This window comes from Lysinibacillus sp. NPDC097195, from assembly GCF_044762075.1.
Taxonomy (GTDB): Bacteria; Bacillota; Bacilli; order Bacillales_A; family Planococcaceae; genus Lysinibacillus.
Genome location: NZ_JBIWDP010000001.1, coordinates 755,504 through 782,455, shown reverse-complemented (window position 1 = coordinate 782,455; position 26,952 = coordinate 755,504). Strand labels below are relative to the sequence as shown.

Below are 26,952 nucleotides of genomic sequence, written 5' to 3'. Positions count from 1 at the left end.
TTTCCATTACTTCAATGCTTCTTCTATATAGTGATTATCAAATACATCCTTAACCTTTATTGCTTTTCTAATTGTGCCTATTTTATATTGAAAATCTGCGGTATTTTGGTGCTCCTCGATGACTTCATCACTTACTGGAATACTTATACCACGCGCACGTTTTCGCGTCTCTTCTATTAATGTCACTGACAACTTACGTTCTGTAGCATAACGATTCACCGCTTCTTCTTCATTGTCCAACTCCCATTGCAGTAACTCATTGTATGTCTTTAAATAGGCCACAACTAAATCCGCGTGTTGCTCTGCAAATGCTGTACGAACAATTTGATAAGAAGGTGACAATAAATCCAGCTTCTCACCATCTGCAATAATCGTACCTTTTCCTGATAATGTATTGATTGTTAAATACGGTTCCCAAACTGCCCAGGCATCGATACTACCAGCATCAAAAGCTGCCTGTGCTTCATCTGGATTTAAATTAATTAATTCTAGTTTTTCTGGATTCAGCCCCTCTTTCTTAAGCCCACGTAATAAAAAGTCATAGGCATTTGTTCCTTTGCCAACTGCCACTTTTTTGCCCATTAAATCGTGCAAGTTTGTTATGCCATTGGCTGAATTTACAACTACACCTACATTTTTCTTACCTTCTAGTACTTGTGAAATAACGGTAAAAGGAATGCCTGCTGCTTGTGCTGCAATAATCGGCATATTTCCTAGCCCTGCAAAGTCTAACTTATTGGATGCAATGGCTTCGGTCATCGGCGGTCCACTTTGAAACTCAACCCATTCAACGGTTGCTCCATATGGGGCAAAAGCCTTTTCAAATAGCCTTTCTTCCTGTGCTTTACCGAATAGACCACCACTTCCTTGAACGCCAATTTTAACAACGATTTCTTTGCTATTTGCCGACTCTTCCGCAGCTGACTCATGTTTTGCACAGCCAATTAGAAAAACAACTAGCGTTAGTAATAATGCAAACACTTTCCATTGTTTTTTCATCTTCATTCATCCCCTTTTAAATTCCAGCGCCTATCGTGTACGATTGTTCTTCCACTTTTTCAAACTCATTTAACACCGCCCGACGCATCTCCTGAAAGCCTAAGGATGAACGCTTGCGTGGAAAAGTTAAGTCAATCGATAAAACAGCTTTAATATGACCAGGTCTTGGATTCATCACGACTACTCGTTGGCCTAAAAAGACCGCTTCGTCTAAATCATGTGTCACAAAAATCATTGTCGTCTTGTTTGTTTCCCAAATATTTAACAATACTTCTTGCATATGGGATCGTGTGAAGGCGTCCAATGCACCAAAAGGTTCATCTAGTAGTAAAATAGCAGGGTTTCGTAGTAATGCCCGTGCAATCGAGACACGCTGTGCCATGCCACCTGAAAGCTCTTTAGGATAAGCTTTTTCAAATCCTTCAAGCTTCACTAACTGAATCAGTGCTTGAACGCTGGCACGCACATTCGGGTCCTTCAATGATTGGTCGCCCGCAATATTTTTTTCTACCGTTAACCAAGGGAATAATCGCGGTTCTTGAAAAATAAAGCCTTTCTCTAAACTAGGTCCTGTAATCGGTTGGCCATTTAGCTCCACTTTACCGACATAGTCAACATCAAGCCCTGCCACTATTTTTAGAAGAGTACTTTTTCCACATCCACTTGGCCCAATGACCGTTATAAATTCTCCTTGTTTGACATGCAAGTCGACATCTCGTAATGCCACAATGTGCTCATGTTGCGTAATAAACATTTTATTTAACTGCTCAATGACGAGTGCCCGTTCTCTCACTTTCCTTCCTCCTTTACTGTTGAACAAAATAAAACCCTTAAGTAAATAAATACTTAAGGGCCTCTAGTTTTTACTAGTCAGCTTTTCGTTAAGAAAAGTTCTATTGTTATTTAGTTTATGGATTTACTTGGAATTAATGACAACAGTAGTTTTTAAAATACCAAGTAAACTTATAAAGATGATATTAATTATTCAGAAAAAAGTCAATAGTTTTTATTTGTTGTCGTCTCCCCTTGTGCTAAAAAAGCAAAAAGTGTTCGATTGGTAACTGGCCATCGAACACTAAACTCGGTCGTATAACTGCTCATGCGCGTTACACTTTTATTATTTTTTCTCATTTAATAGCACTGCCGTTTTTAATTCATCGTGATAATCATTATACATCTGATAATAATGTAGGACATTGTTAACGTATTCTTCGCTATGATTATAATTAAATACCGCCCGTTTGACATCGCCTTTTGCCGCGCCATACCTTGATAAATAATTTGCTGCACTAAAAACTGCATCTTCAATATCATAGGGATCAGCTACTCCGTCTCCATTGGCATCTACGCCATAGCCGCCATATTTTTTGATGATGGCAGGGTTCATAAGCTCTGCATCCGTAATATTCCCCTTGCCTAATCCTGAGCAAGTCGGATGCTTCCAACCTACAAACGTACACGGCATAAATTGCATATGTCCGATAGCACCCGCCGGGGATACTAGGGATTTCATGGAGGAGAAGCGCGTCTCTATACGATGATGTGCCGCTAACAATGTCCACGGAACGCCATATTTTTCTTCAGCCGCTATGTATACAGGGATATATTGCTCCGGGATATTCATATCAAAATTTTGCTGTATTTCTTCAATTGCCTTTTGCTGCGCAAGCTTTTCAAATATCGGTAATGTTTGGAGCTCTTTCCACGCAAAAAAGGTAAGAACATACACAGTTATTGCTACGGGAATTAATAATGCAATCATCCCCATCTTCACAGCTGGTGATAGCAGTGGTTTTTTTTGTTTCTTTTTCGCCATAAGTCACACCTAATCATTCTTTGTCTATTTCCATATTACCAAATTTACCGTTTTATGTTGTACATTTTTTTCTATTTACCTTTTCACTATGTTTATAGTTGAATAACAAGCGGAAAATATAGTAGAATACAATTTGATTGTTTTATTGGATAATTATAGGAGGATTTAGGTTATGTGGAAAGACTTTAAAGAATTTGCTATGAAAGGCAACATAATTGATTTAGCGATTGCAGTTGTTATCGGCGGTGCATTCGGTAAAATTGTTACCTCCTTAGTAGAAAATATTATTATGCCGTTAGTAGGTGTTTTAACAGGTGGCATTGATTTAACAGAGAGCTTTATGTTTGGTGCTGGAAAAGCACAAGTGAAGTTAGGTGTATTTTTACAGTCGATCATTGACTTTTTAATTATCGCATTTGCCATTTTCTTAGCAATGCGTCTTATGACTAAATTTACGCGAAAAAAGGAAGAGGCTGTTGTAGAAGAACCTACGCCAGTACTTGATGCCAAAGAGGAACTGTTAAAAGAAATTCGAGATTTATTACAAAAACAACAAGCATAATAGCCAAGGCTATAGAGCATTCGTTACAGGCGAATATTCTATAGCCTTTTTTATGCGGTTCTAGCCATTCTAAAACTAAATCCCCTACTATTCCTACATGATTTAATTTTAATAATCTATGTAATTTTCTGAAATCATCTTGTCCTTCTGTACTATCCATGTTAAATTGGTAACAATTATAGAGAAAATAGAAGGTAGTAAATGAGCTTTAGCTTCATGGCATACTGTTTTTTTGAGCTTGAAGGAAAGCAGCATTTCATTCATTTATTCTATTAAGTAATAGAGTCTCCAATGGGCTCTTGCCATATCCATATTAATGACGAAGAAAAGAGTGACGACATGACAAATAACAGAAGTATTGAAACAAAACTTGTACAACTCGGAAACTTAAGTGACCCGCAAACTGGCGCTGTCAGTCCCCCAATTCATTTATCGACTGCTTATAAACATGCTGGTATTGGTGAATCAACAGGTTTTGATTATTCACGTACAAAAAATCCAACTCGTGCGATTTTAGAAGCAGGTATTGCTGATTTAGAAGGTGGCGATGCTGGCTTTGCCTGTAGTTCAGGAATGGCTGCAATCCAGCTTGTAATGTCACTGTTTAAGCCTGGTGATGAATTAATCGTGCCAGACGATTTATACGGTGGTACATACCGACTTTTCAGCTTTTTCAGCGAAACATACAATATTAAACCAATTTATTCAAAATTTAAGTCCGTTGATCAGGTAGAAGCGTTAATCAATAATAATACGCGTGCTATCTTTATTGAAACACCGACAAACCCACTAATGCAGGAATTCGACCTTCAAATATATGCTGAACTTGCCCATAAACACGGTGCATTATTAATTGTAGATAATACATTTTACACGCCTTATTTCCAGCGTCCAATTGAACTAGGTGCCGATATTGTGTTGCATTCTGCGACTAAATATATTGGTGGCCATAATGATGTTTTAGCTGGTCTAGTTGTTTCTAAAGGTGCAGAGCTATCCGAGCGTATCGGTTTTATTCATAATGGCAGTGGGATGGTACTTGGTGCGATGGATTGTTGGTTATTAATACGTGGCTTAAAAACATTGCATCTTCGTTTAAAACAGCATGATGCCAATGCTAAAGCAATCGCAGCTTACTTAGAGGAAGAAGAGCTTGTAGCAGATGTTCTTTACACTGGTAAAGGTGGTATGCTATCTTTCCGACTGCAAAAACCTGAATGGATTGACCCATTCTTACGTAACTTAAAGTTAATTATTTTTGCGGAAAGTCTTGGAGGCGTTGAAAGCTTTATTACGTACCCTGCGACGCAAACACATGCCGATATGCCTTACGAGGAACGTGTAGAACGCGGCGTTTGCGATCGTTTACTTCGCTTCTCTGTTGGAATTGAAGAAGCAGAAGATTTAATTGCAGATTTAAAACAAGTATTTGATACGCTAAGAAAAGAGGCATAAATAATGAAGCAACATATTGAAACAGCGCTTATTCATGCTGGTGTGCGTGATGGCTATGCAAATAAAAAAGGTGCAGTCAATGTCCCGATGTACGTTTCATCAACATTTCACCAAGAAAGTATTGATGAGTTCGGTGAATACGACTATGCCCGTTCTGGCAACCCAACACGTGATGCATTAGAGAAAGCCGTTGCAGAGCTTGAAGGCGGCGTTCGAGCACATGCCTTCTCTTCTGGGATTGCAGCTGTTTCGGCTGCATTAATGTTATTATCCCAGGGCGATCATATCGTTATTACAGAAGATGTCTATGGTGGCACATATCGCTTTGTTTCTAAAGTTTTACCACGTTTTGGTATTAGCCATACATTTGTAGACTTTACAGATTTAGCAGCGATTGAAGCAGCCATTACGCCTGCTACTAAGTTACTTTATATGGAAACACCATCAAATCCAACTTTAGGCATTACAGATATACGTGGTGTTGTGTCGCTAGCTAAAAAACATCACTGCTTAACATTTTTAGATAATACGTTTATGACGCCGTTACATCAACGTCCTCTTGACTTAGGTGTAGATGTGGTTATCCATAGTGCAACGAAATTTTTATCTGGCCACTCAGATATTATTGCAGGTCTAACAGTGACAGCAGATGAGCAATTAGGTAACGACCTGTATTTTATCCAAAATTCTTTTGGTAATATTTTAGGTGTACAAGATTGCTTCACATTACTGCAAAATATGAAAACTACAGATGTACGTTTTAGTCGTTCTGCTGCATCGGCACAAAAAATCGCACAATTTTTAGATGCGAATCCGCTCGTTGAACAAGTGTACTATCCAGGTCTTGCTTCACATCCAGGTTATGCAATTCATCAAAACCAATGTACAAGTGCTGGTGCAGTATTGTCCTTCCGCCTACCAAACTATGCAGCAGCAAAAGCATTAGTGGAAGCAATGACAATCCCTGTTTTCGCTGTTTCCCTCGGTGGGGTGGAGTCTATCCTTTCCTACCCTGCTAAAATGAGTCATGCGGCGATGGAGCCTGAAGAGCGTATCAAACGTGGTATTACAGATGGACTATTAAGATTTTCAGTAGGTTTGGAGCATGTGGATGATCTGATAGCCGACTTTGCCCAAGCATTAGAAATCGCTGCCAAAGCTTAAACATTCTAAATTGTTTCGGTGCCTGGCACTTTTGCCGCAACCCTTCGCATTAGCGTAGGATGTTGCGGCTTATTTTATGTGCATTTCGACTAATTTATTTGACTGCCAAATGTCAGAATTGTTTGTGTGCCTGGCACTCATTGTTTTCTGAATTGTTTGTGTGCCTGGCACTCAACCAATTGTATACAATATCATTAAAGAGTGTTGGATTGGCTAATGAAATACCGTGACCGATATCCGCTATGACCATGGCATCACAATTCACATTGCAATCGACCAAGTCGTTTGCAGATTTCTTCATCATTGCTTTTTCTTTTTCTCCTACCATAACCAGCATGGCGGTTGTTACATTTGAAAAGTTTTCTGGTATGGAAAATGACATATTCTCCTTTAATACACTAATCAACACGTGCTGAGACATACGGCAACTTTCCTCATAATACTGTGTAAACTTTTCTTGTGGGATGTAAAGTGTCTGCGCCTGAATTTTAGAAAATGTTCTATTAGAAATAAGTGGGAAAGATAGCTTTATTGCTGGCGCTATCCATTTTACAACCGAGGGCATCGGTCTTACTAATGCACTGATAATCACTGCAGTATCTACTAAATTTGGCCTCATACTTAATGCTTGTACAATAATTTGTGCGCCTAATGAAAAACCGATAACGGTTATTTTACGGTTGTTAGCCACCTTATCGATAAGATCTATGATAAGCACTGCCGCTTCCTCCATTGAAAAATAGGAATCTCCACTGTTTGTCCCATGACCTGGCAAATCAGGAACAAGACAATGATAATGTTGAGCAAAAAAGGTTACCTGTTGTTCCCACATCCATCCACTAACACCTCCCCCATGTAAAAAAACGATAAGTGGTGCATTTTTGTCTCCATATTCTTCATAATAAAGCGTCAACTTTTTTCCTCCTTTTCGATTTAGCTACCCCATCCCTATACTGAAAAAAAATCCCACTTTTAACAAAGAGGGATCTTAGTGTTCAGGCGCGACACTTGAAAATATACGATATAAATAATCTCCATGGCCAGGAGCAAGCTTAACGATTTGTTCTTCATCCATCCAATACAGCGTAAATAGCAAATTCGCCTCATTTACACCTGTTGGCTTGTGCTGCCATGTGTGACGCAGGTCAATAGATGTTAAATGATAAAAATAACGTTTTTGTAATGCACCCGAATAGTGCTCGGCATAATCCTGTGCAATTAGTCCTTGTACACATAAATTGGTTAAACCAGTTTCTTCCTCCATCTCTCGCATAACAGCTTCAAGTGGTGTTTCCCCTTCTTCAACTGTACCTTTTGGGATTTGAATACCAGCTCCAGCTGTATTTTGCTCAAAAACGAGTACTTGCCGTCGTCCCTCATATTGTCTCGTAATATAACCAAATGCTTTTTCCAAAACTTGCATGGCACCATCCCCTTCACTACAATTAGTGTTACAATATATAGAAATAATTGAAATTGCAGGTGATTAGTTTTGACACTCATTATACGACAAATGAATAAAGATGACATCCCTTTTGTACAAAAAATTGCCCAGCTAAGTTGGTATGCGACCTATGAAGGCATTATTCCGAAGCAAATTCAGGAGGAATTTTTGCAAGCCGCCTATAGTGATGATCGTTTACAAACACGTCTTCAAAAAAGCCCATTTTTAGTTGCGCAGATTGGTGATGCTATTGTGGGCTTTGCGAACTTCTCCAATGTCAACGCAGGACAAGCTGAGCTCTTCGCTATTTATCTTCATCCTTCATATCAGCATAAAGGCATTGGCTCAGCTCTACTGGAAAGTGGTATTCAACAATTACAAGGCGTGGTTTCTCTAACGGTTTGTGTTGAGAAAGACAATTTAATAGGTAGACAATTCTACTTTGCAAAGGGCTTCCAACAAGTAGAAGAATATGATGAGCTATTTGGCGGCCATATTTTAAAGACTTTAAAATTGGCGTTAGCATTACCAAAAAATAAATAGACGTTTAGCCCTCGTTTTTAGGTAAATCAATTTGTGTTGATTCAATAACAAGGGCTGTTAACCCTTTGTCACTTCCTGATTGATGAGCTTGTCCCATCTTCCAAAAAACACCATCACCTTTTTTGACATGTTGTTTTCCTCCATTTTCATCACAAACCCAGCCTTCTCCCTCAATTACAATAAATAATTGTGGAACTGGCGCTTCGTGCAAACCTACAACACCACCAGCTTCTATGTAAATAAAACCAATACTTGTCGGTTCTACCGTTTTTATTATTTTTGAATAAAATGCATGCAATGAGTTGTATCGGCGAATCACATTGGCGCCGTTCTTTGTAAAATTATACATTTCCATTTTGCAAACCCCTTTAGTAGAGAATATGTTAAACCATTTTATACATTAATACATCATCAACATAGTGATTGTCAGATACTTTAATTTCATTTATCTTTCTACCTTCTTCGATAAAACCCATTTTGCGATAAAGTGCCATAGCACCTACATTCGTTGAAAATACACCTAAACAAACTTTCTCAATATGAGGATTAGCAACCGCCCATGTCAATAACGCTTCAATCAAACGTTTTCCAATTCCTTGCCCTCGATAATCATTACGCACCATTACACCAAAGCTACCTGTATGCGCTAAACGTTTTCGTTCTGGCGATTGAAATGCTAGCCAACCTACAATATCGTCATTGTATTCGGCAATCAGGATTGTTTCTCGGTCATTCGCCAGTTTTGTCTGAATCCATGCTTGCTGACCTTCGATAGTTTGCTGAAATTCTTCTATCGTTGACAGTAAATACTGTTCTTCTGCGATAACTTCCTGCTGAATGGCTAGCATTTGTTGGGCGTCAGCAAGACAGGCGACACGCATGTTAATTTGACTATTCATCACCTTTCCTCCAATACGATTTTACTTATATTTTACTATAAAACTATTAATTGGGTAAGTAATAGCACAATTCCTAAATGCAAAAAAAGCCCAGAAAAGTTCTGGGCTTGATGACACTTATTGCTTCTAGCATGATTAAAACTGTCGGGCTTTCGCTTCGCTTCTCAAAATACGGTTATGGAGAGTAATCTCCGTTTCACCGTTTACTTGAGATTTTGAACGCTTAATCCTTGTCCAGTTACGGTGGATTTTTTGAGATTTCGGGTCTAAATGTTCCGGCCTGCTCATTTGACATCCTCCTCATCATTATAGACTTCATAAGTGAATCAAAGATAGTATGGTCATTTTTTTTATGATTAAACATTTTTTATGAGCAAATTAATTGATAGCAAGGTTATTAGCACCTTCATAAATTTTTAGCATATTTCGCCCACTGTCTTTCGCAATGTAAAGTGCCTGATCTGCCTTGTCAATTAGATCGTAAAAGTTTAAAATATCGTTATCAATGGTAAATTCAGCAATGCCAACACTTACTGTTATGTGAATGAATTGTTCGCCAATCTGAAATGGATATTCTTCAATATTTCTTCTGATTCTTTCAGCAATTTTCACTGCACTTTCCACTGTCGTCGTTGGTGACAATATAACAAATTCCTCTCCGCCATATCTCGTTGTAATATCTTTTCTTCTGACAGAATCTTTTATAATAGAAGCAACATGCTTTAATACTTCATCACCAATTAGATGCCCATACGTATCATTAATATGTTTAAAGAAATCAATATCTATAGCTATGCAAGAACAGTGATTATTTTCACTTTTACACTTTTGAAACACATGCTCTCCTTGCTCGATTAAATAGCGCCGATTATATAGTTTCGTTAATTGACAAGTAACAGATAGCTCCTTTAATAAAATGGTATCTGCTTTCACTTTCGTACTCATCTCATTAAAGGATAAACATAATTCTTGAAATTCTTTGGCATAACGTGCTACCTGTTTTTCATTAATTTGATAATCGTAGTTACCTTGCTCCACCTTGCCAACGCCTTGCAGTAACTGTTGAATCGGCTCTTCCATTCTTTTCGTTAACAGCATCATAATTTTAATCGTAAAAAAGGTACCTACTATTATACAAATCGCTAGTAAGCCAAACCTTTTTATTAAAGGTGTATACGCTTCCAATAGATTGACTTCCGAAATCATATACCATTTACCATGATTAATTTCCTTACTTTTAGCTAATACCCATTGTCCCTTCGCATCTTTATACGTGTGCAATGGTGATTGAATTGTATTTGATTGGGCTATCGTCAGTATACGATCATCAATGTTTTGCGCAAATAAATGGTTAGCACTTAATGCAACATTTTCTTTCTCGGTATCCAAATCTGTTAATAAAGTTCCATCTTGGTTGACAATATAAGCATGCCCTTGAAAACCGACTCTTGATTCTTTTAATAGCAAATCAATTGTCGCAAAATTGATCGTGCCAAAAATAATACCATTAAACTGATGTTGCGCATCCAGAATGGGAGAGGCAATAGCAATAATTGGCTCATTCGTAACTCGACTAATTAAGACATCCGTAATCGTTTGCTCATTCATATTTTTTGCTACTTGAAAATAATCTCTTTGACTGACATCCATACCAACGCCGTTTTGTTGATATTCTGTCACTGTATCGAACTGTACTTTCCCTTCTTTGTTTACAAACACTAAATCAGAAAAAACAGATTGGTTTTTAAAATCTTGAAAAAAAGTCTGCGTTTCTTCAAATTGATAGCCTTGAACAAACTGTAAATTCGCGATTGTAAAAATATCCTTTGAACGCTCCATTAACCAGTTTTCAAAAAAATAACTTTGGGCGTCTAAGTAGTTGGTTATTTCTTCTTTTTGATGGTTAATCATTTGCCGATATTCGATAAAAACTGTCGGAATAAATATACATAAACTAATGATAAAAATAATCATTATATGCCCTCGTCGAAGCTGATTTTTTATCGTATTTTGCCAGTGAACCTTATTAACTATTTTCAAAGCCTGTCCCTCCACAATGCACTATCCACAATTACTAATTAATTGGAAATTTTTTAGTATTCATATTAAAAATACCATAACAATATAGTTATGACAGTGAGAAAGTTAATAGTTAGGAAAGTAAATTTACTTAACCTAATTATACAATATTTGTTATAATTAGGTTATCTATGTAATTTGAATAGGAGGAAACAATGGAAATTAGAGATTATCAAGTAGATGATGAAATCGGTTGGGTGCGTTGTAGAGTGTTATCATTTTTGGATACAGCTTACTTTGACAATGTACTTCAGAAAAAGGAGACCTACGCTCAGCCAGCCATTGAACTCGTTGCAATCGAGAACGAACAAATAATTGGTTTAATAGATATTGAATACGAAGTACAACCGCAAACAGTTTGTTCACAAGGCGAAGGCTTAGGAGGCATGATTTGGCATATCGCTGTACATCCTGACTACCAACGCAAGGGAATAGGTCATCTGTTACTGCAAGAAGCAGAAAAAAGAGCAAAAGAGAAAAAGTTAAATCGTTTGGAAGCTTGGACAAGAGATGATCAGTGGGTAAACAACTGGTACATAAGCAATCAGTTTTCTATTGTTAATTCCTATTTACAAGTGTTTATTGATGGTGAAGAACTAAAACAATCAGTGACCTCCGAAATACCTGAATTGTACCCTATTCAGGTTTTTGCCCATTATGTTGGAAAAGAACAAGAGAAAATGAAGGAACGCTTTACAAGAGTACATGAATGTTTTTGTTTTGAGAAAAAGTTAATGTGAAATTCCCTAAATCCTTGGCTTAATTTAACAGGCACAACGTAAGTTATACTCGCAATAATTGCGACTTACGTTGTGTCTTTGTTAACTTACTTTTTAAAGCGATTTCCAGTGTTGCCATAGATGAGCATAAAAACCGTAAGCCCAACAAATAAAATTGTACCCATAATGAAAAGCCATTCTGTTTGAAATAACCCATCAAGAGCCCATAACAGTATACAAAAACAATAGCCATACATGATTTTGCCTGTAAATTTAGCAAGGGCTTTTTCATCATATGTTGCTTTTTTACTGTCAGACATTGTGTTATATCCTGCTATGAGGAAGGCACCTTTACCTTGCGATAAAACGATGGCAAAAATTAGAAATGGAATCATAATAAACAAAAGTACAATAGTTTCTACCATATTTCATCCCCCAATTGGCTTTCGATTATAGCATGTCTCTAGTCATTGTCAATAAATTGCTGAATCGTTGGTAATAAGTTGGCATGCAACGGTAATGCTGGGTCCGCATAAGTAGCTAAATTTTTCGCTCGATCCTCCGGTGCATTTTTTAAAATATGATTCATGCCCTCCATATAAGTAAGTGTTGCTTTGTCATTGCCTTGCTTCAATGCCTCTGCATCTGTCTTATTCACTTGGATATCCGTTGTTCCTTGAATAATTAAGACGCGACCTTTCAATTTTTGAAGCTCAGTAGCAGGGTTATATTTTATCCATGAAATCATATATGGTTGCACAGAAGGTCTAAATAATGCTTGTAGCTCAGGAGAGACATTTTGTACTTGCTCTCCTTTTTTCAACGCGGCCAAAATCTTTGTTGCTTCGGCTGTTTGGGCGGGTGTTAATTGTCCTGATAATTGCTCTAATAGCAATGTATCAGCAGTTCTACCTACACCTGCTATGGAAACAAAAGAAGCAACATCGACTTGTTGAGCAGCTAGCATGCCTACTAACGACCCCTCACTATGACCAATAATATGGACACTTGAAAAAGCTTTATTTGCTGTCAGTGCATTGACTACTTGAACGGCATCGTCAACATACTGATCGATCGTGATATCCTCTTCCTTTGTTAACAGCGACATGTTATCACCAATGCCACGTTTATCATAGCGCACACTTGCAATACCTTCTTGTGCTAAGCCTTCTGCAAGCATTTTCAAACTATTGTTTTTTCCAGTAACTGTAGAATTACCATTTTTATCTGTCGGGCCTGAGCCGGCAATAAGAAGAACAACTGGTGATGGCTCTTTACTACTTTTTTGCAGTGCGACAGTTAAATTACCATCCTTAACAGGCACTGTGAGTGTGTCATAGGTTACAGGCTCTTCAGCTTGTTCTTCATACGGTTTTAATAGCAATCGGAATTTTCCGCCATTTTGATTAAATGTTGCTTCTATTTCATCACCTTTTAACGTACCGTTTACTTCAATGGCCGAGCCGTTTAAATTAATGGTAATTTGTACTTGATCTCCGTCGTACTTAACGGTACTAAACGGGAAATTACTTAGGCCTTGTGCTGGCACCGATAAAGTTCCTCCATCTTTTTGTAAATCCACGATAATTGGTAATGCACCATTTGGAAGCTCGATATTGCCTGCCCATTTACCGATTAGTTGTTCATTCATGCTTTGATCCTCCTCCTTATTATCCGCCTGTATTGCAGTGTCCTGTTGCGAACAGGCAACTAATAATAATGCTACAAAACATAATACGAAAAGCTTTTTCATTTAAGTTCCTCCCCCATTCTATGTATTGAATAACGTATACCCAAGGATTGGAAATTCCTTCTGTTATACTAATAATATAACAGCGTACTTGCAATATCAACAAGAAATAAAAGAAAGACCCAGAAAAATTCTGGGTCTCATGGACACTTATACATTCAATTTGATTGTACAGTTGTGGTTTCTACTTCATCCTAAGATTCAGTAACACAGAGTATGCTCTCATTACCTATCCCTTAAGATATGTGAAGTATCAACCTTATTCAGCTGTGGCGGACTTTCCTGAGATTCATTGTCTACTGGTGTGGAACTTGAAGTACTCATTCTGCATCCTCCTCATCAATTTCGATGATTAAGTGTATCCTTTAACAGTATGGAACATAAACGAAACTTCTATACATATTGTTCAAAATTTTTTTAAATAGTCGAGTAAAAAACTTATTTGCTTTACTCAATTGATTTTACACTAAGCTGCTTATCCTGAAATACTTGCTGCGCTACAGTTAGCGCATTTTGTACGCGCGGAAAACCGATATAGGGTACTAATTGTAACAGCGTCTCTACAATTTCTGTTGGTGTTAACCCTGCATGTAAACCTCTTGTAATATGTGTTTTCATTTGTGGCGCGGCACCTTGTGTCACAACAGCAGTAATAACAATAAGTGCGCGGCTTTTAGCATCAAGACCTGGCCGTGAGTAAACATCCCCATAAGCAAACTCAATAATCATTTTGCGTAAATCGGGCGCAATATCTGCAAGCGCATCGGAGTCGATCAAGCGAGCTGCTTCTTCTTCCGTCACATATTGCTTTATCGTTTCAAACCCCTTTGTAAAACGATCTGTCATGTCATCTTCCTCCCATTTGTCTTATACAAAAACCCCAATTTCGCGTCTCCGAAAATTGGGGATTGTCCTTCACATATGTAAGGTGCTCTTTTTTGTTTCACCCTCTGGCTCCACAGAAAAAGGATTAAGGTTTTTCATAGTGCCTCACTGGACAGCTTTAATGAATATCTATGCAAAAGTCACTTAGGACTTGCACGCAAAATAGTTAAGAAAGACAGGCTTTGGCTTTGTCGATTTGAATATTAACTTGCTCGAAACCTGTACCACCTAAAGAATGACGACGGCGAACAGCTGCTTCAGGAGCCAACACTTCATAAATATCTGCTTCGATAAGCTCACTTTCTTTTTTCATGTCTTCAATTGGTAAATCTAATAAATAAATCCCTTTTTGAATACACGTAAACACTAATTTACCTGTTACTTCATGTGCTTCACGGAATGGCATCCCTTTCGTTGCAAGGTAATCTGCTAATTCGGTCGCATTAGAGAAGTCAGAGTGAACTGCCTTGTGCAGACGCTCCTTATTTACTGTCATCGTGCGTACCATACCTTCAAAGATTTTCAAAGAGCCAAGAATTGTATGCACCGTATCGAACATACCCTCTTTGTCCTCTTGCATATCCTTGTTGTATGTTAACGGCGTCCCTTTAAGGACTGTTAGTAAGCCCATTAGGTTACCGTAAACACGACCAGTTTTTCCGCGAATAAGCTCCGCCATATCGGGATTTTTCTTCTGTGGCATGATGGAAGAGCCTGTTGAGAAGGCATCATCCAATTCAATAAATTTAAATTCATCTGTTGACCATAAAATAATTTCCTCAGCAAAACGAGATAAATGCGCCATTAATAATGATGAATTGCTTAAAAACTCCACAATAAAATCACGGTCACTGACTGCATCCATTGAATTCGCATAGACTTCACTAAAGCCAAGTAGCTCCGCTGATTTTAGGCGATCAATCGGGAAAGTTGTCCCAGCCATTGCACCAGCTCCAAGCGGTAAAATATCAATGCGTTTAATGGATTCCGTAAAACGTTGTTTATCGCGCTCAAGCATCCAAAAATAGGCCATTAAATGATGCGCAAAAGAAATTGGTTGCGCACGTTGTAAATGGGTATAACCCGGTGCAATGGTTTCAACATGCTCTTCCGCTTTTTCAACTAACGTTTTTTGGAATGTCTCGATTAAACCAATCGCTTCCTTTACACGTTTCTTTAAGAAAATATGCATATCCGTTGCGACTTGGTCATTCCGGCTACGCCCTGTATGCAGTTTGCCACCAACAGGTCCGATACAGTCGATTAGCATTTTTTCAAGGTTTAAATGAATATCCTCATTGGCAACCGTAAATTCAAGCTCACCAGCGATTGCTTTTTCCTGAAGTTGTGCAAGACCGCCAAGAATAGCTTCTACATCAGCTGCCGGTAAAATTCCTGTCTCACCAAGCATCGTGACATGTGCGACACTACCTTCTAGGTCTTCCAAAACAAGTTGTTGGTCAAAGCCGATGGATGCGCCAAATTCATCGACCCATGCTTCTGCTGATTTTTGGAAACGTCCGCCCCAAAGTTTTGTCATAACAGCTCACCTTTTCTACATTTCTTATCGAAAAGGTGCAGTACAGCGTCAATGCTACACTACACCCTAATGTAATAATTATTTTTTATTAACTGAAGAGTTAACCACTGTTGGCAGACCCCATAGTTCGATGAAGCCTACAGCTGATGCATGGTTGAATTGATCTTCTTTAGAGTAAGTTGCTAATTTTTCATTGTATAGTGAATTTGGTGATTTACGTCCTTCTACAATCGCATGACCTTTGTATAGTTTCACACGTACTGTACCGTTTACGTACTGTTGTGATTCTGCAAGGAATGCTTGTAATGCATCACGTAAAGGAGAGAACCATAAACCATCGTAAATTAGTTCAGATAATTTCTTCTCAATTACTGGTTTGAAATGTGCTAATTCTTTTACAAGTGTTAAGTCTTCAAGCTCTTTATGAGCAGTTAACAGTACTTTGGCACCTGGAATTTCATATACTTCACGCGATTTAATGCCTACTAAACGGTTTTCAACATGGTCAATACGGCCAACACCGTGTGCACCAGCTACTGCATTCAGTTCTTGGATTAAATCAGCAAGCTTCATTTCTTTGCCATTTAACGATACTGGTTTACCAGCGATAAATTCGATTTCTACATATTGTGCTTCATTTGGTGCGTTTTCAACAGAAACTGTTAAGCCATAAGCTTCTTCTGGTGGAGATACCCAAGGATCTTCCATTACGCCTGCTTCATTGGCACGACCCCATAAGTTTTGGTCAATCGAGAATGGTGAATCTAATGTTGCTGGTATCGGTACATTATGTTGCATTGCATATTCGATTTCTTCATCACGGCTCCAGCCCCATTCACGTACAGGTGCTAAAACCTCTAAATCTGGATTTAATGCTTTAATCGAAACTTCGAAACGAACTTGGTCATTTCCTTTACCCGTACAACCGTGAGCTACTGCGTCCGCACCCACTTGGTTAGCAATTTCCACTAATTTTTTTGAAATTAAAGGACGTGAAAGTGCTGATACTAATGGATATTTTTGTTCATACCATGTATGTGCTTGTAACGAAATCAATGCATATTGTTCAGCAAATTCGTCCTTGGCATCTACCATATAAGATTCAATTGCACCTACTTGAAGTGCTTTATTTTTTACAAATTCAAGATCTTTTCCTTCACCAACGTCAAGACAAACTGCAATAACGTCCCAACCTTGTTCTTTCAACCACGGAATTGCTACAGAAGTATCAAGACCGCCAGAGTATGCTAATACTACTTTTTTATTTGCCATACAAAATGCGCCTCCAATTGCTATATATGATATGTATTTTTATACACTCACTTAAAAGTTTATACACGAATAGTACCATGTTATAAAAATAAATACAAGTGTATTTTTATAAAAAAATATACTTTTAAGAAGAATGATAAAAATCAGTTATAACAATGGTTAAGTTAGTTATTTGTAGAGTAAAAAGTGGGATATCGATAATAGTAGATGGATGTATAGTGTATAAAATGGCTGCACAACAAGCGCAAGAGAAAAACCCACGTCGCACTACCAGCAGCTTATCGTACGATGCTGAAGTCGTCATGGGTTCAATGGATATTTATAAATTGTTTGGGTGCCTGGCACTTCGTAAATACGCGATACCGGAGGATTCATTTAGTATTTTTACATGAATATTTATGAATTGTTTGAGTGCCTGGCACACATCATTATTTTTTATTGAATAGTGGTTTTGCTAACAATTCAATAGTAGCAGGCGCTAGTGCATATAGTTTACTCGTCCATCCCATTATTCGTGGTAAATTGACTTCTCGAACTGGGTGGGCAATTGTTTTCACTGTTGCTTGGGCTACTGCTTCAGGTGTTAATAGTAATTTACCTAATGACTGACGATAACCACTTTCATCATTTACTTTATCTAAAAATGGGGTATCGATTGGTCCTGGATGTATAGCTGTTACTTTAATATTATACGGTGCTAGCTCCATTCGCAGACCGTTTGTAAAGCCGACAATGGCATGTTTTGTTGCAGCATAAACACTAGCTTTTGGCGTTGCAACTTTGCCCGCTTGGGAACCGATAAAAATAAGATGACCTTGCCCACGCGCAATCATCGGCGTCGCTAGACGCTTTGCTAAATACATCGGTACCCGCACATTAAGCTCCACCATTTGGGCTATTTCTTCATCTGAAAGCATAGGTGCAATTGCAAATTTTCCTACCCCTGCTGAAAAAATGGCTACATCAAGTATAGGGAGTTGTGCACATACTTCATCAATTGCTGTTAGTGACGTTAAATCCGCTTGTATAACATTAGCGCCTAGACGTTGTAATGTTTTTAATGCGACTTCATTTCGTCCTGTGGCATATACGTTATGACCTTGTGCAACTAATAATTCAGTAATTTTTAAGCCAACGCCACTCGTTGCACCTGTTACAAAGATTGTCTTTTTATTCATTCTCATGTATAAACCCTACTTTCGTGTAAACAAATAGACACCTTCCTCATTTTGTTCTGAAACGACAAGGTGATTGGCCTCTAAATAGTCTAAATGTCCAAGTGTTTTTGATAAAGTTAAGCCAAGCTGATGCTGAAAAATCGATGGATATAAACGTTTTGTCATTTGTACAACCGTTAGTTGATCTTGAGCAAGTAAGTCATACACTTTCATCGATTGCTGATGTTGTCGTTCAAGTCGCTTGTCAATTAACTGTGGTATGCCTTCTAAATTCGCGCCATGCCCTGTATACATAATGTTGACGGGCAATTGACGTAATATTTCAAGTGAGGCATTATATTGCAACAACGATTTCGGACGACCTAGTGTACGATCTAACGGTGGCTCAATTAATGGATTAGGTGTAATTTTTTCTAATAATAAATCTCCACCAATAATATGATGCTTTTTTTCATCCCAAAAAATAAAATGACTTTGAGCATGTCCTAATGTTTCAATTGCCTTTAAACCAGGATGTCCTGGCACCTCATCCCCATCGTGTAAAATTTGAGTTAATGGTCGTTCCCCTACAAGTTCTAATTCACGTCGAACATGAACACTAGATTGAATATATTCCTGTGGAACGCCATGTTCGAACAAACGCTCACTATAAAATTGTTCATGATATCGTAAAAATTCTTCATCACGGCGTAACCATTTATCGTTATAAGCATGCCCTAAAATTTCAGCATGTGGAAAAGCATCGGTCCAACCCGCATGATCAGGATGGTGATGTGTTAATACAACTTGCTCTATATCTTGTATATTAAAGCCAGCAGCTCGAATTCCCCATTTTAGGGCCTCATAAGCTTCGGTAGTTTTTGGACCAACATCAAATATTGTTAATGCATCACCTTTGACAATAAATGCATTGACGTCACCTACTGCATACGGTGTTGGAATTTCAATTTTATGTATGGACAAAGTTGTCTCCCCCTTTTGGGCTGTGAATGAATACTAATTCATCCATTTTACAAGTTTTTTTTCTTCAAGTCACCCTTCTGTTGACAGATAGATATATTATCAATATAATTTTGAATAATCAAATTATTTATGTGCGTTGAAGAAGCCAAGTATGTATGGTGAAGGTGTCTAGAGAGTGTTACATTTGCTGCAAGTAACATCACCCACTCCCCTTACAGAACCTACTTCTGAGCAGTTATGACAACATAACCGTTCCCCTTGCGATAAAAGGGCTAAGAGTTGTGCCAATTGGCAAACAAAGGTGGTACCGCGGAAACGACAGCGTTTTCGTCCTTCTATATAAGGACGAGAGCGCTTTTTATTTTGAAACGGAGGTGTTTTCCTATGAAAAAAATAGTATTTATCGGTGCTGGCTCGATGGCAGAAGCATTGATGCAAGGCTGGATTAAACAAGAAGTGTTGAAAGCCCAAGAAATATATGTCACCAATCGCTCCGATAAGAAACGCTTACAATATTTACACGAGACGTATGGTATCCATTGTCACTTTGATGATGTCGTTTATCAGCAAGCAGATCTTATTATTTTAGCGATCAAACCTAAGGATGCCATTACAGCTATGCAAGAATTAAAGTCCAAAATAACCGAACAGACTGCTATCCTATCCATTTTAGCTGGCATTGCTATTGGCACTATTACAGAGCAATTAGGCATACGCCCTGTAGCACGCGTAATGCCAAATACTTCGGCAACGATCGGCATGTCCGCTAGTGGAATTGCTTTTAATGCGCAAGTATCCGCTAGACAACGCGCGATGTTTTTACAATTATTAGAAGCGGTTGGATCGGTCATTGAAGTCGAAGAAGATCAATTACATGCCGTAACAGCACTCTCCGGAAGTGGCCCCGCATATATTTATTATTTAATGGAAGCATTTGAACGAGTTGGGATGGAAGTAGGACTGACGAAAGATACTGTAAGACTACTGATGACGCAAACGCTCGCTGGGACCGCTGAGATGCTCAAGCAATCCATCGATGAGCCAGATGTGCTACGGAAAAAAGTGACAAGTCCAGGCGGTACAACTGAAGCTGGCATAAAAGCACTTGAACAGCATCAATTTAATCAAGCGATAGAAGCGTGTATAAAAGAAGCTGAAGCCCGATCTCGCGCACTTGCAAATAGCAAATAAACAATGCAAAATAGAGGTAATAACTAGGAATTAGGAGGGCTTTGCTTTGACAAAATTATTTGAACCATACCAATTACAATCGATCTCATTAAAAAACCGCATTGTCATGGCCCCTATGTGTATGTATTCTGCTAAAGAAGATGGGTTTGTTACACCTTTCCATCACGTGCATTATGCCACACGTGCCGCTGGGCAAGTCGGATTAATACTTTTGGAGGCGACTGCTGTCGTTCCTGAGGGACGAATCTCTAGCAACGATCTTGGCATTTGGGATGACGCACATGTCGACGGGTTACAACAATTAGTTTCTTCTATGCAAGCTTACGGAGCCAAAACAGGTATTCAACTTGCACATGCGGGACGGAAAGCAACTGTGGAAGGCGATATTTTCGCTCCTTCTGCCATTGCTTTTAGTGAAGCTTATCAAACCCCAAGTGAAATGACACTGGCCGATATTGACTATGTGATTGAAGCGTTTAAAAAAGCAGCTGTACGTGCACGACAAGCTGGCTTTGATGTGTTGGAGATTCATGGCGCACATGGCTATTTAATTAGTGAGTTTTTATCGCCAGCAACCAATAAACGAAGCGATCAATACGGTGGCTCGCAGGAAAATCGTTATCGCTTGCTACGTCAGATTATCGATGCAATACGCAGTGTTTGGGAAGGCCCATTATTAGTTCGTGTATCAGCGGAAGATTACGCCCAAGATGGTACGACTATGGAGGACTTTATCGTCTTTAGTAGATGGATGAAATCACAGGGCGTAGATTTGGTGGATGTTTCAACAGGTGGAGTCGTACAGGCAACTATTCATCCGTTCCCTGGCTACCAAGTACCACATGCGGAAGCGATTAAACTTGGGGCAAATATCCCTACAGGTGCTGTAGGTTTAATCACTATCGCCCAACATGCGGAAGAAATATTGCAAAATAATCGCGCCGACTTAATTTTCTTAGGTCGTGTTTTACTACGCGAGCCCTATTGGCCACTACATGCCGCTAAAGAACTTGGCACAGCAATTGAACCGCCAGTGCAATATGTAAGAGGTTGGTAAATTACTGACGCTGATAGCTCATTCCCTTGAAAGCTATCAGCGTTTTTTAGGCTTAATGGCGATTTCTTTTCATTTCGTGGCGTTTCTTCTGAATTTCGTGGTGATTCTTCTGAATTTCGTGGCGATTCTCCATCGTTACGTGGCGATAACTCTAAGTATAATGGTGAATTACCAAACCCCAGAATTTAATAAAGCGGATTTTGCTTAATTTCCTCATCAATTGCTTGTACTAGTGACGCTGCATCAGGTGCTGTAATAATCTCGCCATTGACAATCGCAAAGATACCCTGCTCGCAAATTTCACAGTGCGATGTACAACCTGATTCTTCAATTTCTATATCTGTGCGCTCTACTAACACATCATAGGCATCCGCAGCACCGAGCGATAAATTCGTCATGCAAAATTCTACTCGATTGAGCATTTGTTGCGGCTTTTTATTTTTCTTAAATAAAGAAAACACCATTTCTCTCCACTCCTTTTAACTATATTCTCCCAGTTTTCAACGCTTGCGTCTAATTTAAGCATGTATAAGTTATAAATAATCCCTCGTCTGAAATAATTGCAATAATGCTTTTGGGACTTGCACGGCATCTTTGTAAAAAAGATAAACGGGGACGCTCGGCAATGCAAACTCTGTAAAAGGCACGATGTTAAAGCGGCCCTCCATTCGTTCTCTTCTTACAATCATTCGAGGTAAAAATGACATACCCAAACCATCTTTAATTAACCGTTTCACCACAGACGACTGTGAAATTGACACTTGTTTCGTATAGGCGTATTTTTGATGAATTTTGGATAATAAATCTTCCCAAATAGTAGGATGATGATCGGTAAATAATGTATAGGTTTGAAACAATTCATCATAATCAATGTAGGTTCCTGTTTCGTCATCAAATGCATCGAGCGGAATAACCAATTCTAACGGACTATCGACTAGCAATTCCTGACACCAATGACGATAGCGTGTTGGCAATAAAGAAATACCAATATGTGCCTTGCCACTATGAATTAATTCCTCTATTTTCGATGATTCCTCGACAAGAATGGAAATTTCAATTGTCGGATGTTCATTAATAAACTGGTAAATAACATGGGGTAAAATCGTTTCTACCATTAATGGTGTTATCGCAATAATAATTTTTTCTTGAATTCCATTCGTCATTAATCGAAAACGTTCAATACTTTTTTCCCACTGTTGCATAATGAGCTGTGCTTCCTTTAAAAATAACTCCCCTGCCGCTGTTAATTGCACGCGATTCTTTTCTCGTTTGAATAAGGAGACATTCAAATACTGTTCTAACAAATGAATATGTACTGAAATACTAGGTTGTGATACATGTAATTCTTCAGCGGCTATGCGAAAATTACAGGACTTTGCAGCAACGACGAAAGACTTTATCCATTTATAATCCATACTGTCACCTATTTTCAATTACTATTTTTAATTAAATTCATTAAATGTATTTAATTTACTAAATTGTATAACAATACTAAACTCAAAGCTAGATAGTCCATTTTACAACAAAGGGGAGTATGATGATGATATCGACACTAAGCAAGCAGTTCCGTACTTTTGCCCAAAACGAATGCCGAAACTCTAGTCCACTTTATGAATATTTAGCGATGCAAATCGCAGAAGATGAAGCATTATTGCTTATAGCTAGTAAACGTGCCAGCGGTCAACCTGCACCTAATTTATTGTTTGCAGCAGTCCACTATTTGCTAATGGCGCATAATGACGACGAACTAGCATCTTTTTATCCCTCCCTTACGACCACACCAAAGCCAATAGATGCTGTCTATCCGTATTTCAAAAAATTTGTGATGACGCATGCTGATGAATTAACAGCATTGCTTCAAGAAAGACTTGTGCAAACAAATGAGATTAAACGCTGTGCTTATTTGTATCCAATGATGGCTGAAATTTATCATAAGCACCAAAGGCCCTTAGCATTGATTGAGATTGGTGCTAGCGCAGGATTACAGCTTGCGATGGACCAATATAATTACTGCTATAACGACATATTGTCAATTCACAATTCTGATAGTGCACTAGTATTAGCATCGCAGAATACAGGTGATGCTCTACCGCCTTCCATTAGCCATCCCTTTGTTGTGTCACAAAGAATTGGCATCGATTTAAATCCATTGGACGTGACAAATGCTAACGACGTTGCTTGGCTGCAAGCGTTAATTTGGCCAGAGCATCATGAACGACGCACACAATTAAAAAAAGCCATTCCTATTGTAAAGCAGCTTAATGTACAGCATATACAAGGTGATGCAATAGAACGTCTAACAGCGATTAGTAGCCAAATAGAAGAAGAGTCGATGTTGGTCGTTTTTCATACGCATGTTGCAAATCAAATCCCTCTCCATTTACGTTATCAGTTAATTGAGCGATTAACAGAAATTAGCTTGCAAAGACCTCTTTATCATTGCTATAACAATTTATTTGATGGGCAGTTACACCAAGACTTTGTGCAAAATGGAGAAATAACATCCGTCCGAACAATTGATCAACCAGACGGTCATGCAAGATGGTTTAAGTGGGTGAATGAAAACAAACAAATTGAAAGTAATTGCTAAGTGCCAGGCACTCAAACAATTATACTAGTTGAATGGTGCAAAAGGGGTGACTCCTACGACAATGCACGCATAGCAAGACGCAACACTTCGCGCGCTAGCGGAACTCTACGAACGGATCCATTTACTTCAAAAAAAGCACTGCATGACGACCATGCAGTGCTTCTTATTATCATCTTCCATTAGTAGATTTTTTCCTTAAGGTCACACTAAAAATCATATTCTGCATCTTTTATTGCACGAATTTCAACAAAAGCATCTGCTATCATTACAGTATCTTCGGCTAAACGCTCTAAGCGGAAAAGAATATCGTCATTGACAATTTCTTGGCGTAAAAAATCCTTTTCTTCTATAAAAACGTAGGTCGGTACAATATGTGCTTTCATATAAGCTAGGATGGGCTTCAATTGTTGCTCAACCATTAAATAATGTTTGGCAGTTCCCGCTGTGACTATTACGCTAACTGTTTTGTCTCGAAAGGCATTGACAGGCAGCAAGTCAAAAATATTTTTTAAGGTTGCCGGAATAGAGGCTTGAAATGTTGGCGTACCAATGACGATTGCATCTGCAGCCATAATCGTTTGTGCTACATATTTTGTATCGCCTTCGTAATCTACATAATTTCTACCATCACTAAAAGCGATATTGTACTGCGCTAAATCAAGGATTGTCACCTCATGTTGTGGATATTTTTCTTGCAGTATATCAACCATTTTATGAATGGCGATTTTGGTTTTAGAGCCGATGATTGACCCTGCTAATGCAACGATTTTCATGCTGTTCGCCCCTTATTTCGCTGTATATTTTTTAATTGCTGGCAAAATATCATTCCCGATAATTTCGATGTTCTTCATTAACTTTTCAAATGGTACGCCACCAAAATCAATTTGTGCCATAAAGCGTTGCATGCCAAACAGTTCATATTGGTACAGTAACTTTTCAATAATTTGTTCCTTACTTCCGACCATGAGCGCATCACGTGTATCGACTGCTTGGGCGAATTGCTGTTTTGGATAGCCACCTCCACGAATTGCTTGGAAGCCTCCATTCAGATGTGGATACATATTTTGCAAAGCTTCTTTTGATGTATCTGCCACATAAAATAAACTTGTTGTGGCAATTGGTAACTGGTCTGCATCAAAGCCGCTTCTATCGGCCGCCTCGCGATATGCATCTACAGAAGGTTTAAAGTTCATGGCTGGGCCACCTAATGTTGTTAACATCATCGGAATGCCCATATAGCCTGCTTTTATGGCACTTGCCGGTGGGCCTCCTACTGCGCGCCAAATAGGTAATGAACCATTTTTAGGCTGAGGTAAAATTTGTGCATTGTGTAGCGGAGCACGATATTGCCCTTCCCATGTGACAAGTTGTTCTTCATTAATTTTTTTTAGCAATTCTAATTTTTCTTCAAAAATTTCTTCATAATCTTGTAGATTAACACCAAGTAAATGATAGGCTCCCACTCGTGAACCTCGACCTGCTACAATCTCCGCACGGCCATCTGAAATTAAATCAATTGTTGCAAAATCCTCATATACTCTTACTGGATCTGCTACACTAAGCACAGTTGCCGAACTGGTGATTTTAATTTTTTTCGTTGCTTGGGCAATGGCACCTAGAACGACTGTATGGGCCTGTGTTGTAAAGTAAGATTGATGGCTTTCGCCCACTCCAAATACATCGATACCCGCTTGCTCCGCTAATTGGCTCATGTCAATTAGCTGCTGTATACGTTGCTGGGCAGAAATACGATCACCTGTTAGTGGGTTCGGAATATGATCTCCTAGGGAATAAAGCCCAAATTCTAAACCTTGTGATTGATCAATACGATAATTTTCCATTGTACTCTCTCCTTTAATCAAGCGGCTCTAAAATCGCTTCAATTTCCGCGCGTTTTGCTTCTAAAAATGGAGGCAAATCTAGATCATTCCCCAAATCCTCGATAGCAGAATCAACTGTAAAACCTGGTCCATCTGTCGCTAACTCAAAAAGAATGCCGTTCCGATCTCTAAAATATAGACTTTGGAAGTAATAACGATCGACAACGCCTGAACTATCTAAACCACGTGCTTTAATCAATGCGTCCCATTGCTGAAGTTCTTCCACGGTTGCAACGCGTAAGGCAAGGTGATGAATACTGCCTCGCCCAGGCTTTTCACTTGGTCCTTCCAATTCCTTGACGATAATTTCACCAAACGTTTCTCCCACAATTGACTGCAAACGTACTTCTTTGTCATCTTCAGTAATCACTGTATACTCAAAAAGCTCTTGTAATAAAGCCACAGTACGCTGTAAATAACGTACGGTCATTTCAACCGTGCCCATCCCTAAAATACGATGCTCTGATGCAATATCGGAGCCATCCCACGCTTGCCATCCTGAAGGTACCGACTGTCCATCATGATTTAGTAGCACCATGCGCAAGCCTTCATGATCTTCAAAATGTAAAGCATCTTTGCCTGCATATGTCGTTATTTCGCTATGTTCCACTTGTAAAAGCTCAAACCGTTTTTTCCAATATAGTAAACTATTAAAGTTCGGTACTAATAAACCGATGCGTGTAATGGCATTTGTTCCACGGACAGTGCGCCCTGCTACAGGCATTTCGAAAAACGTCAATTCTGTTCCAGCGGCTCCTGTAAGATCGCCATAAAATAAATGGTACATGGACGGTGAATCTTGGTTGACCGTTTTTTTCACACGACGTAAACCAAGTATTTTTGTGTAAAATTCGTTATTTTGTTTACCATTTTTCGTTAACATGGAAATATGATGATGTCCGCGTATGTTGTTCATATAGCATCCTCCTATTTTCACTTGACTAAGCAAGTGATGATGTAAAAAAA

30 protein-coding genes are annotated in these 26,952 nt (G+C 38.7%); 9 read left to right on the top strand and 21 right to left on the bottom strand.

The annotated features are described in order from the left end of the window. Positions 1-6: 6 nt before the first annotated feature. From ACIQXI_RS03960 to ACIQXI_RS03950, 3 genes are all read right to left on the bottom strand, one after another. Entirely contained in the window at positions 7-999 is a 993-nt protein-coding gene (locus ACIQXI_RS03960; RefSeq protein ID WP_402921844.1) for an aliphatic sulfonate ABC transporter substrate-binding protein, read from the bottom strand. Positions 1,000-1,015: 16 nt separating this feature from the next. Then, a complete protein-coding gene (locus ACIQXI_RS03955; RefSeq protein WP_402921842.1) occupies positions 1,016-1,792 on the bottom strand; it encodes an ABC transporter ATP-binding protein in 777 nt (258 codons plus the stop codon). A gap of 324 nt (positions 1,793-2,116) precedes the next feature. Beyond that, entirely contained in the window at positions 2,117-2,815 is a 699-nt protein-coding gene (locus ACIQXI_RS03950) for a lytic transglycosylase domain-containing protein (RefSeq protein WP_402921840.1), read from the bottom strand. 172 nt (positions 2,816-2,987) lie between these two features. Between ACIQXI_RS03950 and mscL the strand changes: the two genes are divergently transcribed. The 3 genes from mscL to ACIQXI_RS03935 all read left to right on the top strand — a co-directional run bounded on the left by mscL (position 2,988) and on the right by ACIQXI_RS03935 (position 5,996). Further along, complete coding sequence (mscL, locus tag ACIQXI_RS03945) at positions 2,988-3,377, top strand: large conductance mechanosensitive channel protein MscL (protein ID WP_402921838.1); 390 nt, start codon at positions 2,988-2,990, stop codon at positions 3,375-3,377. A gap of 339 nt (positions 3,378-3,716) precedes the next feature. After that, a complete protein-coding gene (locus ACIQXI_RS03940; RefSeq protein ID WP_402921836.1) occupies positions 3,717-4,832 on the top strand; it encodes a methionine biosynthesis PLP-dependent protein in 1,116 nt (371 codons plus the stop codon). A 3-nt stretch (positions 4,833-4,835) separates the two neighbouring features. Then, positions 4,836-5,996, top strand: coding sequence for an aminotransferase class I/II-fold pyridoxal phosphate-dependent enzyme (locus ACIQXI_RS03935; protein ID WP_402921834.1), 1,161 nt, complete (start codon positions 4,836-4,838; stop codon positions 5,994-5,996). 112 nt (positions 5,997-6,108) lie between these two features. On the opposite strand, the gene ACIQXI_RS03930 is transcribed toward ACIQXI_RS03935, so the two are convergent. Both ACIQXI_RS03930 and ACIQXI_RS03925 read right to left on the bottom strand, forming a co-directional pair. Further along, positions 6,109-6,909 carry an alpha/beta fold hydrolase gene (locus ACIQXI_RS03930; RefSeq protein WP_402921832.1) on the bottom strand — a complete coding sequence of 267 codons (801 nt, stop codon included), beginning with the start codon at positions 6,907-6,909 and terminating at the stop codon, positions 6,109-6,111. A gap of 75 nt (positions 6,910-6,984) precedes the next feature. Further along, complete coding sequence (locus tag ACIQXI_RS03925) at positions 6,985-7,419, bottom strand: NUDIX hydrolase (RefSeq protein ID WP_402921830.1); 435 nt, start codon at positions 7,417-7,419, stop codon at positions 6,985-6,987. A 90-nt stretch (positions 7,420-7,509) separates the two neighbouring features. On the opposite strand from ACIQXI_RS03925, the gene ACIQXI_RS03920 reads away from it, so the two are divergent. Continuing rightward, the gene (locus ACIQXI_RS03920) at positions 7,510-7,983 is read left to right on the top strand and encodes a GNAT family N-acetyltransferase (protein WP_402925651.1); all 474 of its coding nucleotides are present in this window, start codon (positions 7,510-7,512) and stop codon (positions 7,981-7,983) included. 4 nt (positions 7,984-7,987) lie between these two features. On the opposite strand, the gene ACIQXI_RS03915 is transcribed toward ACIQXI_RS03920, so the two are convergent. The 4 genes from ACIQXI_RS03915 to ACIQXI_RS03900 all read right to left on the bottom strand — a co-directional run bounded on the left by ACIQXI_RS03915 (position 7,988) and on the right by ACIQXI_RS03900 (position 10,922). After that, positions 7,988-8,338, bottom strand: coding sequence for a cupin domain-containing protein (locus ACIQXI_RS03915; RefSeq protein WP_402921828.1), 351 nt, complete (start codon positions 8,336-8,338; stop codon positions 7,988-7,990). Between the two features lie 28 nt (positions 8,339-8,366). Continuing rightward, positions 8,367-8,882 (bottom strand): GNAT family N-acetyltransferase, encoded by a 516-nt coding sequence (locus ACIQXI_RS03910; RefSeq protein WP_402921826.1) that lies wholly within the window; start codon positions 8,880-8,882, stop codon positions 8,367-8,369. 135 nt (positions 8,883-9,017) lie between these two features. After that, positions 9,018-9,170 (bottom strand): YpzG family protein, encoded by a 153-nt coding sequence (locus tag ACIQXI_RS03905; protein WP_402921825.1) that lies wholly within the window; start codon positions 9,168-9,170, stop codon positions 9,018-9,020. Between the two features lie 90 nt (positions 9,171-9,260). Beyond that, positions 9,261-10,922 (bottom strand): sensor domain-containing diguanylate cyclase, encoded by a 1,662-nt coding sequence (locus ACIQXI_RS03900; RefSeq protein WP_402921823.1) that lies wholly within the window; start codon positions 10,920-10,922, stop codon positions 9,261-9,263. A 194-nt stretch (positions 10,923-11,116) separates the two neighbouring features. Here ACIQXI_RS03900 and ACIQXI_RS03895 point away from each other — a divergent pair, with 194 nt between their 5' ends. Then, a complete protein-coding gene (locus ACIQXI_RS03895; RefSeq protein WP_402921822.1) occupies positions 11,117-11,701 on the top strand; it encodes a GNAT family N-acetyltransferase in 585 nt (194 codons plus the stop codon). 86 nt (positions 11,702-11,787) lie between these two features. On the opposite strand, the gene ACIQXI_RS03890 is transcribed toward ACIQXI_RS03895, so the two are convergent. The 5 genes from ACIQXI_RS03890 to ACIQXI_RS03870 form a co-directional block, all read right to left on the bottom strand. Further along, the gene (locus ACIQXI_RS03890; RefSeq protein ID WP_402921820.1) at positions 11,788-12,105 is read right to left on the bottom strand and encodes a DUF3784 domain-containing protein; all 318 of its coding nucleotides are present in this window, start codon (positions 12,103-12,105) and stop codon (positions 11,788-11,790) included. 38 nt (positions 12,106-12,143) lie between these two features. Continuing rightward, complete coding sequence (locus ACIQXI_RS03885) at positions 12,144-13,433, bottom strand: alpha/beta hydrolase (protein WP_402921818.1); 1,290 nt, start codon at positions 13,431-13,433, stop codon at positions 12,144-12,146. Between the two features lie 444 nt (positions 13,434-13,877). Next, positions 13,878-14,276 carry a carboxymuconolactone decarboxylase family protein gene (locus ACIQXI_RS03880; RefSeq protein ID WP_402921816.1) on the bottom strand — a complete coding sequence of 133 codons (399 nt, stop codon included), beginning with the start codon at positions 14,274-14,276 and terminating at the stop codon, positions 13,878-13,880. Positions 14,277-14,481: 205 nt separating this feature from the next. After that, positions 14,482-15,855 carry an argininosuccinate lyase gene (gene argH / locus ACIQXI_RS03875; protein WP_402921815.1) on the bottom strand — a complete coding sequence of 458 codons (1,374 nt, stop codon included), beginning with the start codon at positions 15,853-15,855 and terminating at the stop codon, positions 14,482-14,484. Between the two features lie 78 nt (positions 15,856-15,933). Then, a complete protein-coding gene (locus ACIQXI_RS03870; protein WP_402921813.1) occupies positions 15,934-17,127 on the bottom strand; it encodes an argininosuccinate synthase in 1,194 nt (397 codons plus the stop codon). 218 nt (positions 17,128-17,345) lie between these two features. Here ACIQXI_RS03870 and ACIQXI_RS03865 point away from each other — a divergent pair, with 218 nt between their 5' ends. Then, entirely contained in the window at positions 17,346-17,519 is a 174-nt protein-coding gene (locus ACIQXI_RS03865) for a hypothetical protein (RefSeq protein ID WP_402921811.1), read from the top strand. Between the two features lie 36 nt (positions 17,520-17,555). Here ACIQXI_RS03865 and ACIQXI_RS03860 read toward each other — a convergent pair whose 3' ends face one another. Together ACIQXI_RS03860 and ACIQXI_RS03855 are read right to left on the bottom strand one after the other, a co-directional pair. Continuing rightward, on the bottom strand, positions 17,556-18,311 hold the full coding sequence (locus ACIQXI_RS03860; RefSeq protein ID WP_402921809.1) for an SDR family NAD(P)-dependent oxidoreductase: 756 nt from the start codon (positions 18,309-18,311) through the stop codon (positions 17,556-17,558). Between the two features lie 9 nt (positions 18,312-18,320). Beyond that, entirely contained in the window at positions 18,321-19,268 is a 948-nt protein-coding gene (locus tag ACIQXI_RS03855; protein WP_402921807.1) for an MBL fold metallo-hydrolase, read from the bottom strand. Positions 19,269-19,652: 384 nt separating this feature from the next. On the opposite strand from ACIQXI_RS03855, the gene proC reads away from it, so the two are divergent. Together proC and namA are read left to right on the top strand one after the other, a co-directional pair. Further along, positions 19,653-20,459, top strand: a complete 807-nt coding sequence (proC, locus tag ACIQXI_RS03850) for a pyrroline-5-carboxylate reductase (RefSeq protein ID WP_402921805.1) — start codon at positions 19,653-19,655, stop codon at positions 20,457-20,459. A 46-nt stretch (positions 20,460-20,505) separates the two neighbouring features. Continuing rightward, on the top strand, positions 20,506-21,516 hold the full coding sequence (gene namA, locus ACIQXI_RS03845; protein WP_402921804.1) for an NADPH dehydrogenase NamA: 1,011 nt from the start codon (positions 20,506-20,508) through the stop codon (positions 21,514-21,516). Positions 21,517-21,701: 185 nt separating this feature from the next. Here the strand turns inward: namA and ACIQXI_RS03840 are convergent, their stop codons facing one another. After that, positions 21,702-21,980 (bottom strand): YuzB family protein, encoded by a 279-nt coding sequence (locus ACIQXI_RS03840; RefSeq protein WP_402921802.1) that lies wholly within the window; start codon positions 21,978-21,980, stop codon positions 21,702-21,704. Positions 21,981-22,049: 69 nt separating this feature from the next. Beyond that, positions 22,050-22,931 (bottom strand): LysR family transcriptional regulator, encoded by an 882-nt coding sequence (locus ACIQXI_RS03835; RefSeq protein WP_402921800.1) that lies wholly within the window; start codon positions 22,929-22,931, stop codon positions 22,050-22,052. A gap of 125 nt (positions 22,932-23,056) precedes the next feature. On the opposite strand from ACIQXI_RS03835, the gene ACIQXI_RS03830 reads away from it, so the two are divergent. Further along, positions 23,057-24,106 (top strand): DUF2332 domain-containing protein, encoded by a 1,050-nt coding sequence (locus tag ACIQXI_RS03830; protein ID WP_402921798.1) that lies wholly within the window; start codon positions 23,057-23,059, stop codon positions 24,104-24,106. Between the two features lie 206 nt (positions 24,107-24,312). Here the strand turns inward: ACIQXI_RS03830 and ACIQXI_RS03825 are convergent, their stop codons facing one another. The 3 genes from ACIQXI_RS03825 to ACIQXI_RS03815 are packed head-to-tail and all read right to left on the bottom strand — an operon-like array spanning position 24,313 to position 26,902. After that, positions 24,313-24,879 carry an NADPH-dependent FMN reductase gene (locus tag ACIQXI_RS03825; RefSeq protein WP_402921796.1) on the bottom strand — a complete coding sequence of 189 codons (567 nt, stop codon included), beginning with the start codon at positions 24,877-24,879 and terminating at the stop codon, positions 24,313-24,315. 12 nt (positions 24,880-24,891) lie between these two features. Further along, positions 24,892-25,947 (bottom strand): LLM class flavin-dependent oxidoreductase, encoded by a 1,056-nt coding sequence (locus tag ACIQXI_RS03820; RefSeq protein ID WP_402921795.1) that lies wholly within the window; start codon positions 25,945-25,947, stop codon positions 24,892-24,894. Between the two features lie 13 nt (positions 25,948-25,960). Then, a complete protein-coding gene (locus tag ACIQXI_RS03815) occupies positions 25,961-26,902 on the bottom strand; it encodes a ring-cleaving dioxygenase (RefSeq protein ID WP_402921793.1) in 942 nt (313 codons plus the stop codon). Between the last annotated feature and the right edge of the window lie 50 nt (positions 26,903-26,952).